The organism is Streptomyces sp. NPDC127117, from assembly GCF_042677325.1.
Classification (GTDB): Bacteria; Actinomycetota; Actinomycetes; order Streptomycetales; family Streptomycetaceae; genus Streptomyces.
The window spans coordinates 211,408-226,990 of the sequence record NZ_JBHXTM010000006.1; the positions used below are offsets into that span (position 1 = coordinate 211,408).

A 15,583-nucleotide genomic window follows, 5' to 3' on the forward strand; every position below is an offset into this window, starting at 1 on the left:
CCTTTGCAGGGAACTCTTTCTGAATTCGCCGGAGTTACCGACTTATTGGGGATTCTTCGCCGAATCCCCGGTTTTCTCCGGTTGTGCCGTTTTGGTCGGCTGCTGGTACTGCTGTTCCTGGCGCTGCTGCTTCTGCTGCTCGGCCTTCTGCTTCTCCAGCATGTTCTGGACAAAGGACCATCCCACACATCCCGCACACAACACGGCGGCGATGGCGATCCCCGCGAAAACCTTTCCGAGCCGCTCGTCCGCCGTACGCCGCGCCCGCTGCGCGCCGAACAGCAGAGCGTCCCGCATCCTGCGCCGGCGTACCGCCACCGACTCCAGAAGCTGGCTGTCGTAATCCCGTGCCATTCGTCTTGTCGTCCGTCGTCTCAGTCGTACGTTGCGTCGGTCATGGTCGCCGCATCATCGCCCATCGGCGCGAGGAGTGGCGGCCGGGGAGGAGTCGCTCCCACACGCTCCGGGGGAGCGGCATATTCCGCATCAGCCGGCCGGTACCGCAGGGAATCCCCCGATTCACTCCTGCAACATAAGGCATGGGCGAGCAGGCAGTACAGCCCAGGTCGCGGCACCGGCGAGTACGGCGAACGGGTATTCCGTATCAGTCAGGGAACACCGTGCGGGCCGCCGGCTTCGGCCTCGTACCAAACACACAACGACTCGGCCACGGCGTCGAGAAGTCCTTCCCCCGCGGCTCGGGCGATCGTCCCGTCGCAGAAGCGTTCCCCGCGCACCACGGCCGTGGCGGCGCGCACCGCGTCGGCCGGGCTCAGCCGGCCGTCGGCGGGCACGGCCGGCGGCGGGTTGTCCCGCCACAGGTAGGCGGGCGTCACCGCGCCGACGGCGGGCAGTGCGCGCACCAGGCGTTCGAGCCGCTCGCCGTGGAGCGGAAAGCTCATCCGCCAGGTGCCGTCGGGCTGCTTCCCGCCCTCGGACCACCGCACCTCGCGGTCCTCGTCCGTGAGCGCGGCCAGCGCCTCCCTCAGCTCGCGCCACGCGCCGGCGTTCTCCCGGTCGAGCTGAGCCAGCAGACGCCGGTCGTCGGCCTCGGTCACGACCTGGGCCAGTTCGGTGAGCGCGGCCGACGACGGGGCCGAGGTCAGGGAGTGCGGGACGATGTGGCTGACGTGCCTGGGGTCCGAGCCGCGGATCAGTTCCGCGAGCGCCATGGTGGGGGCGAGTCCGCGCGCCTTGGCGGCGGCGAGCTTCGCGGACCACTCCAGCCCTTCACCGAACCCCGTTCGGTCACCGGCGGGCCGCAGACACCATCCGGCGGCGTCGTCCTCGTCGTTGGCCCACAGATAGCCGATCTCCTCGCCGCGAGCGTTGGCGACGGCGAGGTAATGGACCGGCCTGTCGGTGGTGTTGCGGTAGCGCTGTGCGTCAGCCCGATTCGCCATGAATCGCTCCTGCCCCGGTCTCTCCGATCCGGCCCTGTCCGAACGAAAGGCCCTGATTCATCGGGATCCGCCGAGCCGCACGGCGCAGATATTCACGCATCAGCAGAGCACACGAATTCGCGTGCCCGTACGCCGCGCGATCGTCGCTCCAGTCGATGGCACACAGCCGCCCGAGCACCACGCGTGCACGGTCGTCGGTCACCTGAGGTCCAGCCCCTTCGCTTCACTCTTCGACCCGGTCGGCGTCCGGAGTTCCCTGCGCGCGCCGTCCCGCGGGCCCGCGATGGCGTCGCGAGGCGTGAAGAGACCACGCTCGGGCGTACGGGATGTTCCCGCCATCGCCCTGGCATCCGGCGATATCCGGCCGCAGCTCCGCCGGCCGGCCGCCCGTCAGGTCCCGGTGATCCTCTTCGTCGTCGATTCGATGAACGCGGCGGCCTCGATCTCGGTGATCTCGACGTGATCGATCTCGTTGTGGCCGAGCTCGTACAGCCGGAGGTATTCGGTGGGCTCCCAGCGGAGATTCCGGGTGAATGCCTCGTCGTGCGTTTCCGCGTCCCGGCCGACGGTGCGGCGCCGGAGGATTCCGCGAGGGCTGTTCCGGGGATAGCCCTCGCTGATCTTCGCGTAGTACGTGACCCGGCCGCCGGGATCGGCGTCGAGGGCGTCGAGCGTCGGGCGCGCCAGCGAGAGGAACGGCGTGGCCTGCGCGTTGGAGTCGAAATTCCCGTAGGGAATCATGCCGTTGTACAGGTCGATGAACTGCCCGATGGAATAGCCGCCGCCCCGCTCGAACATGAGCAGGATCGGTTCGTAGGGATCGGGCAGCTCGGGCAGCTCGACCTTGCCCTCGGCCCGCAGCGCGGCCCAGCGGACCGCGCCGCGGCACACCCGCTCGATGGAAGCGGTGCCGATGCGCCCGACGTACCCCGAGAGCTCTGCCGCGACGTCGGGTGCCAGCTCGAACGTCGGATCGAGGTACTCGGTGACGTCGAAGAACGGCCAGTCCTCCTCGGCGCCGCAGGCACGGGCCCACAGCGCCGCACGGCGCATGTGCTCGCGCATCAGCAGGGCGCGCGAGCGCCCGTGGGCGAAGGCCGGCTCCAGATCGTCCCAGGTGATGGTGCGCAGCCGCTCCAGGGCGGCCCGCGACGGTTCGCTGCTCACTTGAAGTCCATCCCGTTCAAACGCAGTTGTTCCATGACAGACTTCACCACGTCGTCAATATTGGACAAATTCGGGGCGAGTGAGACGGCCGGCGGCTTCAGCCCCAGCTTGTTCCACAGGCTGAAGCCACCGATCTTGTCATGGGGCGCCAGGTCGTGGGCCCCGGCGTCGCGCAGGTTGTCGGGGAAGTTCGGCCGGTAGTGGACCCCGTCGCTGGGGTCGAGCTCCCACAGGTGCGGGTGTTCGCGGACGTAGGGCACACCGGACTTCATCAGACGGCTCTCGATGTACTCGTGGGCCATCAGATGACGGAACTTCTGCACCCCCTCGTCCGTGAGCGAGCCCTCGCGCGCACCCACCCATGCCTCGGAGATGTCCGTACGGGGCGAGAACCGGCCCGACTTGAACATGTCCGGGCCCACGGCCACGGTGTGCTGGGCACGGAACAGGTGCGTCTTGACCTGGCGGAGCACCGACTCGTCGACGCCGGTGTTCCTGGAGATGGCGGGCAGATCGACCCGGTTGTCGGTACCGCGGATCTCGTCGTACATCTTGGCGGCCTTGAAGCCGTCCAGGTCGTTCGGCTTGTCGATCCAGCCGGCGCCGCTCCACCCACCGTTCGGGCCGTCGGTGTACGGGCCGCCGTCCTCGTCGGCCCGCGCCCCGTCCGCGGCGTCGTCCCCGAGGTCCGCGGCGTCGTCCCCGAGGTGTGCCGCGTCGTCGCCGATGTGCGTGGCGTCGTCCCCGAGGTGTGCCGCGTCGTCGCCGATGTGCGTGGCGTCGTCCCCGAGGTGTGCCGCGTCGTCGCCGATGTGCGTGGCGTCGTCGCCGAGGTGTGCCGCGTCGTCGCCGATGTGCGTGGCGTCGTCGCCCAATCGTCCGACATCGTCCCCCACCGACCCGAGGCCAGGGGCTGCCGGGTCGACGTCCTTGCCGATGGCGGACACGATGTCGTCGACGCTGCTGGCGCCGAGCCTGATGTCACCCGCCCCGTGCGGTACCGGCACCTTGCCGAACAGCTCCGTCTGCTCGGCCTTGATCGCGGCCAGTTCGTCCGGGGAGACGCCGGGCAGGCGCTCCTTCTCGTACAGGACGTGGCCGTCCATCTTGGCCGTGAAGCTGTCCGCGGTGTGGAACTGCAGCTCGAAGGTCTGGCCGCTGAGCGGATCGCGCCAGGTGGAGTTGATGCCCTTGTAGCCGGCCGAGTCCCAGGTGTTCTTGAACGTGACGTTCTCGAAGCCCTTGGCCTGGAGGTCGTCGATCGCCTGCTGCACACCGTGGGTGTAGCCGTTGCTCGGGACCTCCATCGTGTAGCGGATGGAGTCCTTGATGTCGCCGAGGGCCCGCGCGGGGTCCATGCCGACGTCTTCGAGCATGTCCGTGGCGAGCTTGCGCTTGAGCGAGTCCTCGCCCTTGAGGCGGTACTCCAGGCCGATCAGCTTGCCGTTGTCGACCTTGCCCGCGATGCCCTGCATCGACTCGGTGATGCGCGGTTCCGCCTCGGTGGACCTGCGCATGAAGTCGTCCGCTGCCGCGTTCGCCTCGCGGTCCAGGCGCAGGCCGTTCTCGCCCGCCCAGGAACCGTCGGGGAGATTGCCCCGGGGGCCTTCGGGGGTGATCCCGCCGGGAACTGTGCCGTCGCCGCCGTGAGGGGGACCGGGAACGTCCGTTCCCGAACCCTCCGGAAGGTGGTCGCCGCCGGCGGACGGGCCGTCGTGGCCGTGGCTTCCGGGCCCGTCGTGCCCGCTCCCGAGCGGGTCCTCGTGACCGGTGCCGTCGGTGTGGTTGCCGGGGCCGTCGTTGTGGGTGCTGGGCGGTTCGTGGCTCGCGGAGGGGCCGTGGCCGAGGTCGTCGGCGTGGCCGCCGGGGAGGTTGTCGCCCGCGTGGCCGCCCGGCAGGTTGTCGGCGGGGTTGTGGGTGCCGGGGAGGTCGTCGGCGAGGCGGCCGGTGTCGCCGAGGTCGCTGCCGAGGTGGATGACGTTGTCGCCCGCGTTCGCGCCGACGTGTGCGGCGGTGTCCGCGGTGTTGGCGCCGACGCCGACCAGGGCCGGTTCCCTGCCCGGGGAGCCGGTGTGCGGAGTGGTGGGCTCCGGGGTGTCGCTGTGCGGGGTGGTGGGGTCGGTGCCGTCCGGGTGGATGTTGGGGGAGGGCTCGACGGGTGCGTCGCCGGCCTTCTGGACGATGCCGCCGTTCTGGTCGAGGAGGTTGCCGTCGTGGTCGAAGTACTGGACGGGTACGTCGGTGTGGGTGGGGAGCTTGGTGGCGTTCTCGGGCAGGACGGGGACATCGTCGGGGAACTTGACGTTCCCGTCGGGGAGTTTGACGCCGCCCTCGGGGATCGCCGCGCCCTCGGGGAGGTGGAAGGTGCCGTCGGGCAGCTTGAGGGAGCCCTCGGGAATGGTGATGGCGTCGTCGGGGATCCTGGGGATCTCGATGTTGCCGATGCCCTTGAGGCCCTTGGTGATGTCGCCGATCTTCGACAGGCCGCTGCCGGCGCCCTTGACGATGTAGGTCATGGGATCGATGACCTTGCCGGCCTTGCCCGCGACGGACAGCACCTTCGCGACGGCCCCGGCCTTCCCGGCCCCGGCGACGGCGCCGCCGGCGCCTCCGGTGAACACGGTCGTCAGGACGTTGAACGTGACGGCGCCCGCGGCCCGGCCGGGGTTCTTGCCCCACTCGTCCCACGCGACCAGCGCCTTGCCGGTCTCCTTCATCGCGGTGCGTGAGTCACGCAGCCAGGAGGGGAGCTTGTCGTCGGGCAGCGTCCAGAAGAGGGTTCCGGCGCCGGGGACGGCGCTGATGACGAGGCCGGTCGCGAGCTGGGCCAGACCCTTCCAGGCCTGTCCCATCGCGTCCCAGCCGCCGAACCCGACGAGGGTGCCCAGGCCCTTGATGGTGCCCCAGATCCCGTCGACGATCAGCCCGTCCCAGACGAACGACTTGACCCAGTGGCCGACCTCGTACCAGTGGTGCTTCTCCTCGACGGGGTCGCCCCAGGGGAGCTTGGCGTTCTTCAGGTCGTCGGCGTTGAACCCGTACTGGTCCTTGCGCTCGGAGCCGTCGCCGGCGACCATCTGCGTCCCGCCGAACAGCGCGGTGATCTTGTTGTGGCAGGTCCGCTCGGCGGCCCAGAACGCGGCGACGGTCGCGGTGATGTCGTCGCGGAGCTTGTTGTGCTCCTCGACCTTGTCGCCGTCGTACTCCCAGTCGTCGTCGTCCTTGTTGTCGTTCACGAACGTCGTCGCGTCGGTCTTGAGCTGCGTGAGCTTCGTGACCAGGGGGCGGATCTCCGTCGCGTAGTCCGACAGCGAGGAGGCGACCTTCTCCAGATCGTCCGCGAAGCCGTCAGCCCGGTCCTTGACCGGCTTCGTGGACGCGAACAGCTGCTCGGCCTCGGGGGCCTGGTAATAGGCCGACAGGGCCTGGAAGTGGGTGTGGACGGAGGAACCGGTGTCACGGATATGGCCCGCGTCCGCCTTCAGGCTCGCGTGGTCCTTCTCCAGCTGACCCAGATCACCGGTGTACTGCGGAATCGCCTCGGGCTTGATCACCGCGACTGCACCCCCGGCTTCTTCGGATCCAGATCCACCGCGCCGAGCGCCTTGCGCTGCGCCTCGGCGGCCATTTCGAGGTCACCGTTCAGGTACGCGGTCGTCGCGTCCACCGCACCCGTCAGCGACTTCCCCGCCCGCGCGGCGATGAACTTCAGGTCTCCGGTGGTGTGCTCGGCGAACTGCGACAACGCGAGCGCGACCAGACCGCCCACGGCCTCGCCGCCCTTGCCGCCGCTGTCACCGCCACCGCCCTCGGCGGTGATGGTGCCCGCACTCGACGCCGCCGACGTCAGATGATCCCCGTACGACGTCGCGTGCGTCTGAATCTTCGACGCGACCTCACCCGTCGTCTTCAGCACACCCTGAATGCCCTGAGGCTTCAGATCCCACCCGGTCATGCGTTACCTCATGCTCCCCGTTACCGCCCCGATCCCGAACCCACCCCCAGGCAGGTGTCCCGGACGGGTCAGCCGATGTTGTCGACCGCTGCCTTCGCGCGCGTGATCGTGTGCTGCGCCGTGCCGTCGTTCTTCTCCAGCGTCGTCTTCAGCAGCTGGATGATGTTCTTGACCTCCTGCGACGAACGGTTCCACCGCATTTCCTTGCCGTGGTACTCGTCCGCCACACCGTCGGCCGTGAAGTCCGCCATCGCGGCCTTGACCTGGCCGTCGCGCGCCGCGATCACTTCCTCCAGCCGCGCGATCACCACCTGGATGTTGCCCTGCGCGTCCGTGGACGCACCGATGTCGTACGAACGACGGTCACTGTTACCGGCCATCAGAAAACCAACCCCCCGTTGTCACCGGCCGCCGAAGCGAGCCGCGTCGAAATTCGCCGCGGACATCTGCTGCCGCGCGTTGTCACCCTGCTCCTGGTCACCCGAGCCGAACGCCTGCTCCATCCCCGACTGACCGCCGAGGAGAGCCGACAGCGAACTGTTCAACGCCGCCGTGATCTCGTCCGAACGACCCTTGAACGAGTCGAACGCCGCCCGGCCCGCACCGTTGAACTTCCCTTCCAACGGCGCCGCCGCCTGCAGCAACTGACGAATCAGCGTGCCCAGATCATCACTCGACCCACGCGACTTCGACGACAGGTTCGTCAGAACCTGCGCCCCCATGTCGAACTTCATTCAGTCCCCCTGTGGAGCTGAGCGAACAAATGTCTTGTCATGACTATCAATTACCGGGGACCGGAGGCAATTGGGGCCAGTGGTGCTGTTGAGATGCTGTGACAGAACCATCGCCGGTCCGCTACGGGCAAGGAGCGCCGGAAGCCGAGCACTTGACCTGCCATGGTGCGCGGGAGCCCGGTACGGAGCAGCCGGGCTCCCGAGGATCTCCAAGCGATCCTTACAGTGTGCTCACGATCACAGGCCTTCGCCCTCCGGGTGCCGCGGGCCGCATCCGATGCCGTCGGGGCGCCGCTTGCTCACGCTCTGAGACAGAATGCCGTTTGGCACAAGCCGTGTCGCCGCCGGCCACTATCCACTTCCGCGCCTGCTGCACAGCTGTTTCACGTCCGCACCGTGTGTGCGGACCGCGCGACGACTCCTGGAGTGCAGATTGACCACGACGTTCCGCTCTCGTATCACCGCCCGGATCGGGCGCAGCTACCTGTCCAGGATCCAGAAGTACGGGATCGGCTCATCCACGGTCAGGCTGCTGCCCGACGACCTGCTGATGATGCTGCGCAGGGACGGCCTCGACCCGGTGGACAAACTGGCCAGGACCCGGGCGAAGCGGCCGGTGCACAAGGTCTCGTTGCCGTTCGGCATGGACGCCTGGGTGGTCAGCGGCTACGAGGAGTCGAAGGCCGTCCTCGGCTCGGCCGACGGGTTCAGCACCGACTTCGCCCACCTCGCGACGAACGCCGGAGTGGCCGCCGAGCAGAGTCCCGGCGGGCTCGGCTTCAACGACCCGCCGGTGCACACCCGGCTGCGCCGCATCCTGACCCCGGAGTTCACGATGCGCCGGCTGCGGCGGCTGGGCCCCAGGATCGACGCCATCGTCGAGGAACGCCTCGACGCGATGGCGGCTGCCCGGGGCCCGGTCGACCTGGTGCAGGAGTTCGCGCTGCCGATCCCCTCCCTCACCATCTGCGAACTGCTCGGCGTGCCGTACGAGGACCGGGACGACTTCCAGCAGCTCGCCATGGACCGGTTCGACCTCTTCGCCGGAACGACCGCGCCCTTCGGCGCGATGTCGGAGTCGCTGACGTACTTCAGGGACGTCGTCAAGGCGCAGCGCGAGAAGCCGGGCGACGGCCTGCTCGGCATGATCGTGCGGGAGCACGGCGACAACGTCGACGACGAGGAACTCGCGGGCCTCGCCGACGGTGTGCTCACCGGCGGCTTCGAGACGACCGCCAGCACCATCGCCCTGGGCTCCCTGGTGCTGCTGCAGAACGCGGACGTGCTCGACCGAATACGTCACGACGACGCCATGACCGCCCCCTTCGTCGAGGAGGTGCTGCGCTACCTCTCGGCGGTGCAGATCGCCTTCCCCCGGTTCGCCCGCCGGGACATAGAGATCGGCGGAGTGGTGATCCCGCAGGGCGACATGGTGCTCTGCTCGCTGAGCGCCGCCAACCGCGATGCCGGGTACGTGGACGACGACGGGCGCTTCGACCCGCACCGCACCCCCGCGGGCGGCCATCTCGCCTTCGGCCACGGCATCCACCGCTGCATCGGCGCCGAACTGGCCCGGATGGAACTGCGCACCGCCTACCCGGCCCTGGCCAGGCGGTTCCCCGGGATGCGGCTCGCGGTCCCGCCCCAGGACCTGGCCTTCCGCAAGCTGTCCATCGTCTACGGCATCGAGTCGCTGCCGGTGCACCTGAGCTGAGAATCCCGCACCGGGTCATGCCGCGGGGCCGGGTGGCGCCGTGGCCCCCGGGGTCAGTGGCTGCCGGTGAGTTCGCCGCTGAGGGTCCGGTGTATCTCGGCGCTCGGCTCGTTCAGGCCGATGATCTCGACGGTCTTGCCGCGCTGCGCGTACTTGGTGGTGATGGCGTCCAGCGCGGCGACGGAGGAGGCGTCCCAGATGTGGGCGGCGGACAGGTCGATGACGACCCGGCCGGGGTCGGCGGCGTAGTCGAACCGGGTGACCAGATCGTTGGCCGAGGCGAAGAAGAGTTCGCCGGTCACGGAGTAGACGATCCGGTCGCCCCCGGGGTCGGTGACCGCCGTGACGCTCGCCAGGCGGGCGACCCGCCTGGCGAAGATGACCATGGCGATGACCGTGCCGACCACGACGCCGACGGCCAGGTTGTGGGTGACGACCACACAGGCCACGGTCACGACCATGACGACCGTCTCCCCGAGCGGCATCCTCCTGAGGGTCTTCGGTGCGACGGAGTGCCAGTCGAAGGCCGCGACGGACACCATCACCATGACGGCGACGAGCGCGGCCATGGGGATACGGGAGACGACGGGGCCGAAGACGATGCACAGCACCATCAGGAAGACGCCCGCGAGGAAGGTCGACAGCCGCGTGCGGGCGCCGGAGACCTTCACGTTGATCATCGTCTGGCCGATCACGGCGCAGCCGCCCATGCCGCCGAAGAAGCCGGTGACGATGTTGGCGATGCCCTGGCCGACGGACTCGCGGGCCTTGCCGGAGCGGGTGTCGGTGATGTCGTCGACCAGCTTGGCGGTCATCAGGGACTCCATCAGCCCCACCAGCGCCATGGCCAGCGCATAGGGCGCCACGGTCGTCAGCGTGTCCACCGTGAACGGCACGTCGGGCAGGCCGGGAACCGGCAGCGCGGACGGCAGCTCGCCCCGGTCGCCCACGGTCGGGACGGCGATCCCGGCGGCGACCGTGATGACCGTGAGGACGACGACGGAGACCAGCGGAGCCGGGACCGCCCTGGTCACCCTGGGGAAGAACACCAGCAGCAGGATGCCGCCGGCGATCAGCGGATACACCGCCCAGGGCACATCGTGCAGCTCGGGGATCTGGGCCATGAAGACCAGGACGGCGAGGGAGTTGACGAAGCCGACCATCACGCTGCGCGGCACGAACCGCAGCAGCTTCGCGACGCCCAGCGCGCCCAGCGCCATCTGGAAGACGCCTCCCAGGATGACCGCGGCGACCAGGTAACCGAACCCGTGCTGACGGTTGAGGGGCGCGAGGACCAGGGCGACCGCGCCGGTGGCGGCGGAGATCATCGCGGGGCGTCCGCCCACGACGGAGATGACCACCGCCATGGTGAACGAGGTGAACAGCCCGATCGCCGGATCCACTCCGACGATCACCGAGAACGAGATCGCCTCGGGGATCAGCGCCAGCCCGACCACGAGGCCGGCCAGCAGCTCGGTGCGGAACACCTTCGGGGACAGCCAGGAGGGGCGGAAACCGCGCAGCCGCGCGGCGGGGGACGGTACGGAGGAGGACAAGAGCGGGAAACCTGTCGTGCGGGGGTGTGCGGGAGAGCACAGAAGGCCGGGGCGTCATCGGCGACGCCCGCGAGCAGCGGGCCACTCTACCCGCACGCCCGACGGCCGTCCGGCGGGCGAAGCCGCCCGGCTCCCCCCAGGACGGCCCGGCTCCCCCAGGACGGCCCGGCTCCCCCAGGACGGCCCGGCTCCCCCAGGACGGCCCGGCTCCACTCAGGATGGCCCGGCTCCCCCGGACGGCCCGGCTCCACTCAGGACGGCCCGGCTCCCCCCCAGGACGGCCCGGACGATCAGGGGGGTCCGCTCAGCACTCGATGATGTTCACCGCGAGCCCGCCCCGCGCGGTCTCCTTGTACTTCACGCTCATGTCCGCGCCGGTCTCCTTCATGGTCTTGATGACCTTGTCGAGGGAGACCTTGTGGCTGCCGTCGCCGCGCAGCGCCATCTTCGCCGCCGTGACGGCCTTGACCGCGGCCATGCCGTTGCGCTCGATGCACGGGATCTGGACCAGCCCGCCGACCGGGTCGCAGGTGAGGCCCAGGTTGTGTTCCATGCCGATCTCGGCGGCGTTCTCGACCTGCTCGGGGGTGCCGCCGAGGACCTCGGCGAGGGCGCCCGCGGCCATGGAGCAGGCGGAGCCGACCTCGCCCTGGCAGCCGACCTCGGCGCCGGAGATGGAGGCGTTCTCCTTGAAGAGCATGCCGATGGCTCCGGCCGCGAGGAGGAAGCGGACGACGCCGTCCTCCTTCTCCGCCTCGGTGGCGCCGCCGGCCGCGAAGTTCATGTAGTAGTGCAGGACCGCCGGGATGATGCCCGCGGCGCCGTTGGTGGGGGCGGTGACGACCCGGCCGCCCGCCGCGTTCTCCTCGTTGACCGCCATCGCGTAGAGCGTGATCCACTCCATCGCGTGGGTCTGCGGGTCGCCCTCGGCCCGCAGCTGGCGGGCGGTGTTCGCGGCGCGGCGGCGGACCTTGAGGCCGCCGGGCAGGATGCCCTCGCGGGACATGCCGCGCGAGACACAGGCCTGCATGACGCGCCAGATGTCCAGCAGCCCCGAGCGGATCTCGTCCTCGGTGCGCCAGGCCTTCTCGTTCTCCAGCATCAGCGAGGAGATGGACAGCCCGGTGTCATGGGCGAGGCGCAGCAGCTCGTCGCCGGTGCGGAAGGGGTGCTTGAGCACGGTGTCGTCGAGCACGATCCGGTCCTCGCCCACCGCGTCCTCGTCGACGACGAAGCCGCCGCCGACCGAGTAGTACGTCTTCTCCAGGAGCGGAGCGCCCTCGTGGTCGAAGGCGAAGATCGTCATGCCGTTCGCGTGGTACGGCAGGGCCTTGCGGCGGTGCAGGATCAGCTGCTCGTCGGCGTCGAAGTCGATCTCGTGCATGCCGAGGAGGTTGATCCGGCCGGTGCTGCGGATCTGCTCCACCCGGTCGTCGGCGGACTCCACGTCCACGGTGCGCGGCGACTCGCCCTCCAGGCCGAGCAGGACGGCCTTGGGGGTGCCGTGGCCGTGGCCGGTCGCACCGAGCGAGCCGTACAGCTCGGCGCGTATCGAGGCGGTGTGGGCGATCAGGCCCTCGTTCTTCAGCCGGCGAGCGAACATACGGGCGGCGCGCATCGGGCCGACCGTATGGGAGCTGGACGGGCCGATGCCGATCGAGAACAGGTCGAAGACCGAGATGGCCACGGGTGACTCCTCAGGGGTTGGTAGACATCGTCGTCTGCCGGGTGGTGCGGTACGGGCCGGGCGGCCCGGAGGGCGGGGCATGGGACGGGGCACCGCGCTCACAGTTCAGTGTGCGCGGTGCCCCGCCCCATCGTGTTACCAGAACGTGTCCGGACTACTTCAGGCCGGGGTACAGCGGGAACTTCTCGGCCAGCGCGACGACGCGGGCCTTCAGGGCGTCCGCGTCGTACGACGGCTTGAGAGCGGCGGCGATGATCTCCGCGACCTCGGTGAAGTCCTCGGTCTGGAAGCCGCGGGTCGCCAGGGCCGGCGTACCGATCCGCAGGCCCGAGGTCACCATCGGCGGCCGCGGGTCGTTCGGGATGGCGTTCCGGTTGACCGTGATGCCCAGCTCGTGCAGCCGGTCCTCGGCCTGCTGGCCGTCCAGCTCCGAGTTGCGCAGGTCGACGAGGACCAGGTGGACGTCCGTACCGCCGGACAGCACGGAGACACCGACCTCGGTGACGTCCGGCTGGACCAGGCGCTCGGCGAGGATGCGGGCGCCGTCCAGGGTGCGCTGCTGGCGCTCCTTGAACTCCTCGGTCGCCGCGACCTTGAACGAGACCGCCTTGGCCGCGATCACGTGCTCCAGCGGACCGCCCTGCTGGCCCGGGAAGACCGCGGAGTTGATCTTCTTGGCGAGCTCCTGCGTCGACAGGATGACGCCACCGCGCGGACCGCCGAGGGTCTTGTGCGTGGTGGTCGTGACGACGTGGGCGTGCGGCACCGGGTTGGGGTGCAGCCCCGCGGCCACCAGGCCGGCGAAGTGCGCCATGTCGACCATCAGGTACGCGCCGACCTCGTCCGCGATGCGGCGGAAGGCGGCGAAGTCCAGCTGACGCGGGTACGCGGACCAGCCGGCGACGATCAGCTTCGGCTTGGACTCCTTGGCCAGCCGCTCGACCTCGGCCATGTCCACGACGCCGGTCTCGTCGACGTGGTACGGGACCACGTTGTAGAGCTTGCCGGAGAAGTTGATCTTCATGCCGTGGGTCAGGTGACCGCCGTGGGCCAGGTTCAGGCCCATGATCGTGTCGCCCGGCTTGAGCAGCGCGAACATCGCGGCGGCGTTGGCCTGCGCACCGGAGTGCGGCTGGACGTTCGCGGCCTCGGCGCCGAAGAGCGCCTTGATGCGGTCGATGGCGATCTGCTCGACGACGTCGACGTGCTCGCAGCCGCCGTAGTAGCGGCGGCCGGGGTAACCCTCGGCGTACTTGTTGGTGAGGACGGAGCCCTGGGCCTCCATGACCGCGACCGGAGCGAAGTTCTCCGAGGCGATCATTTCGAGGGTGGACTGCTGACGGTGGAGCTCGGCGTCGACAGCGGCGGCGACATCCGGGTCCAGCTCGTGGAGGGAGGAGTTGAGAAGCGACATCAGGTGGTCCCTTGGGGTCTTTAGTTGCCGGAGAACTCGGTGTACTCGTCGGCGGAGAGCAGGTCCTCCGGCTCCTGCGCGACGCGTACCTTGAACAGCCAGCCGCCCTCGAAGGGAGCGGAATTCACCAGCGACGGGTCGTCCACGACGTCCTGGTTCGCCTCGGTGACCTCGCCGGTCACCGGGGAGTACAGGTCGCTGACCGACTTGGTCGACTCCAGCTCACCGCAGGTCTCACCCGCGGTCACCGTGTCACCGACCGCGGGGAGCTGGACGTAGACGACGTCGCCGAGCGCGTTGGCCGCGTGCTCGGTGATACCGATCGTGGCCACACCGTCCTCGACGGCCGACAGCCACTCGTGCTCCTTGCTGTAACGCAGCTGCTGGGGGTTGCTCATGACCTGAATTCTCCTGTACGCGGGGGAGTGCTGATGAACGGTGGTCTTACGGTGTGAGACGCGACTGCGTCACTTCCTGAGGTGAGCGGATGTCACTTCTGGCGCTTGTAGAACGGCAGCGCCACGACCTCGTACGGCTCGTGGGTGCCCCGGATGTCCACTCCGACGCCCTCGGTGCCGGGCGTGGCGTGCGCGGCGTCGATGTACGCCATGGCGATCGGCTTGCCCAGGGTCGGGGACGGGGCGCCCGAGGTGACCTCGCCGACGACCTCGCCGCCGAGGACCACCGGGAAGCCGGCGCGCGGCACCCGGCGGCCCTCGGCGACCAGGCCGACCAGCTTGCGCGGCGGGGCGGTCTCGGCGCGCTCGGCGGCGGCCTCCAGGGCCTCGCGGCCGACGAAGTCGCCCTCCTTCTCGAACTTCACGACCCGGCCGAGACCGGCGTCGAAGGGGGTGAGCCCGGTGGTCAGCTCGTGACCGTACAGCGGCATGCCCGCCTCCAGGCGGAGCGTGTCGCGGCAGGAGAGCCCGCACGGGATCAGGCCGCGGGAGGCGCCCGCCTCGGTCAGCGCCTTCCACAGCTGCTCGGCGTGGGCGGGGGCGACGAACAGCTCGAAGCCGTCCTCGCCGGTGTAGCCGGTACGGGCGATCAGCGCGGGGACACCGGCGACCGTGCCCGGCAGACCGGCGTAATACTTCAGACCGTCCAGGTCGGCGTCGGTGACCGAGGCCAGGATGGCGGGGGACTCCGGGCCCTGGACGGCGAGCAGCGCGTACGCGTCGCGGTCGTCGCGCACCTCGGCGTCGAAGCCCTTGGCGCGGGCGGTCAGCGCGTCCAGCACGATCTGGGCGTTGCCCGCGTTGGCGACGACCATGTACTCGGCCTCACCGAGCCGGTAGACGATCAGGTCGTCCAGGATGCCGCCGTCCTCGGCGCAGATCATCGTGTAGCGGGCCCGGCCCACGGCGACGGTGCCGATGTTGCCGACCAGCGCGAAGTTCAGGAACGCCGCGGCCCCGGCGCCGGTGACGGTGATCTCGCCCATGTGCGACAGGTCGAAGAGGCCGGCCCTGGTGCGCACCGCGTTGTGCTCGTCGCGCTCGCTGGCGTACCGCAGGGGCATGTCCCAGCCCGCGAAGTCGGTCATGGTCGCGCCCAGCGAACGGTGCAGGGCATCGAGGGCGGTGAGGCGGGGGGCGGTGCTCATGGATATGGCTCCCAGGGCATGACGACGAGGACGATCCCTCCCCATCTGTCATCGGAACCTGAGAGGTTCGCCGAGAGCCCCTGGAGGGGTTCGGCTTGCACCTTGGGTGGAGCCGCGAAGCGGCCCGCTTTTCAGATCTGCCTCATCCACGCGGTACGGGGCCTGAGAGATTCAAGGGAGGAACTTGCTCCTTCGGCGCCCGGCACAGGCAGTGACCGGAACTCTCCCGCGCGGATTCGAACGGCCTTTATGCAGTTGGCCGGGCCATCATCGCACGCATCGGGCCCGAGTGGGGCCCCGGTCCCCCATCGGAAACAACCGGCGTGGACGGTTGTGTCGCATTACCT

Annotated in this window: 14 protein-coding genes and 1 riboswitch; of the genes, 1 reads left to right on the forward strand and 13 read right to left on the reverse strand. The window is 69.5% G+C overall.

What is annotated here, in order from left to right; translation table 11 throughout:
* Positions 1-42 precede the first annotated feature (42 nt).
* From ACFVH0_RS08335 to ACFVH0_RS08370, 8 genes are all read right to left on the reverse strand, one after another.
* Positions 43-354, reverse strand: coding sequence for a hypothetical protein (locus tag ACFVH0_RS08335; RefSeq protein WP_385818797.1), 312 nt, complete (start codon positions 352-354; stop codon positions 43-45).
* A 254-nt stretch (positions 355-608) separates the two neighbouring features.
* The gene (locus ACFVH0_RS08340; RefSeq protein WP_385818798.1) at positions 609-1,403 is read right to left on the reverse strand and encodes a DUF6508 domain-containing protein; all 795 of its coding nucleotides are present in this window, start codon (positions 1,401-1,403) and stop codon (positions 609-611) included.
* Positions 1,387-1,605, reverse strand: a complete 219-nt coding sequence (locus tag ACFVH0_RS08345) for a hypothetical protein (RefSeq protein ID WP_385818799.1) — start codon at positions 1,603-1,605, stop codon at positions 1,387-1,389. The genes ACFVH0_RS08340 and ACFVH0_RS08345 overlap by 17 nt, the downstream gene beginning before the upstream one ends.
* A 188-nt stretch (positions 1,606-1,793) precedes the next feature.
* Positions 1,794-2,570, reverse strand: coding sequence for a hypothetical protein (locus tag ACFVH0_RS08350; protein WP_385818800.1), 777 nt, complete (start codon positions 2,568-2,570; stop codon positions 1,794-1,796).
* Positions 2,567-6,124 (reverse strand): hypothetical protein, encoded by a 3,558-nt coding sequence (locus tag ACFVH0_RS08355; protein ID WP_385818801.1) that lies wholly within the window; start codon positions 6,122-6,124, stop codon positions 2,567-2,569. Before ACFVH0_RS08355 ends, ACFVH0_RS08350 begins: the two co-directional genes overlap by 4 nt.
* On the reverse strand, positions 6,121-6,525 hold the full coding sequence (locus ACFVH0_RS08360; protein WP_385818802.1) for a DUF6507 family protein: 405 nt from the start codon (positions 6,523-6,525) through the stop codon (positions 6,121-6,123). Before ACFVH0_RS08360 ends, ACFVH0_RS08355 begins: the two co-directional genes overlap by 4 nt.
* 68 nt (positions 6,526-6,593) lie before the next feature.
* On the reverse strand, positions 6,594-6,905 hold the full coding sequence (locus ACFVH0_RS08365) for a pore-forming ESAT-6 family protein (protein WP_326767966.1): 312 nt from the start codon (positions 6,903-6,905) through the stop codon (positions 6,594-6,596).
* Positions 6,906-6,926: 21 nt separating this feature from the next.
* Positions 6,927-7,259, reverse strand: coding sequence for a hypothetical protein (locus ACFVH0_RS08370; protein ID WP_385818803.1), 333 nt, complete (start codon positions 7,257-7,259; stop codon positions 6,927-6,929).
* A 433-nt stretch (positions 7,260-7,692) separates the two neighbouring features.
* On the opposite strand from ACFVH0_RS08370, the gene ACFVH0_RS08375 reads away from it, so the two are divergent.
* The gene (locus ACFVH0_RS08375) at positions 7,693-8,973 is read left to right on the forward strand and encodes a cytochrome P450 (RefSeq protein ID WP_385818804.1); all 1,281 of its coding nucleotides are present in this window, start codon (positions 7,693-7,695) and stop codon (positions 8,971-8,973) included.
* Between the two features lie 53 nt (positions 8,974-9,026).
* Here ACFVH0_RS08375 and ACFVH0_RS08380 read toward each other — a convergent pair whose 3' ends face one another.
* From ACFVH0_RS08380 to gcvT, 5 genes are all read right to left on the reverse strand, one after another.
* Positions 9,027-10,529, reverse strand: a complete 1,503-nt coding sequence (locus ACFVH0_RS08380) for a SulP family inorganic anion transporter (protein WP_385818805.1) — start codon at positions 10,527-10,529, stop codon at positions 9,027-9,029.
* A gap of 304 nt (positions 10,530-10,833) precedes the next feature.
* On the reverse strand, positions 10,834-12,216 hold the full coding sequence (locus ACFVH0_RS08385) for an L-serine ammonia-lyase (protein WP_385818806.1): 1,383 nt from the start codon (positions 12,214-12,216) through the stop codon (positions 10,834-10,836).
* A 154-nt stretch (positions 12,217-12,370) separates the two neighbouring features.
* The gene (gene glyA, locus ACFVH0_RS08390) at positions 12,371-13,630 is read right to left on the reverse strand and encodes a serine hydroxymethyltransferase (RefSeq protein WP_093549220.1); all 1,260 of its coding nucleotides are present in this window, start codon (positions 13,628-13,630) and stop codon (positions 12,371-12,373) included.
* Between the two features lie 20 nt (positions 13,631-13,650).
* Positions 13,651-14,028 carry a glycine cleavage system protein GcvH gene (gene gcvH / locus ACFVH0_RS08395; RefSeq protein WP_385818807.1) on the reverse strand — a complete coding sequence of 126 codons (378 nt, stop codon included), beginning with the start codon at positions 14,026-14,028 and terminating at the stop codon, positions 13,651-13,653.
* 92 nt (positions 14,029-14,120) lie between these two features.
* Positions 14,121-15,236 (reverse strand): glycine cleavage system aminomethyltransferase GcvT, encoded by a 1,116-nt coding sequence (gene gcvT / locus ACFVH0_RS08400; RefSeq protein ID WP_385818808.1) that lies wholly within the window; start codon positions 15,234-15,236, stop codon positions 14,121-14,123.
* 141 nt (positions 15,237-15,377) lie between these two features.
* Positions 15,378-15,475: riboswitch (glycine riboswitch) on the reverse strand.
* Positions 15,476-15,583 lie beyond the last annotated feature (108 nt).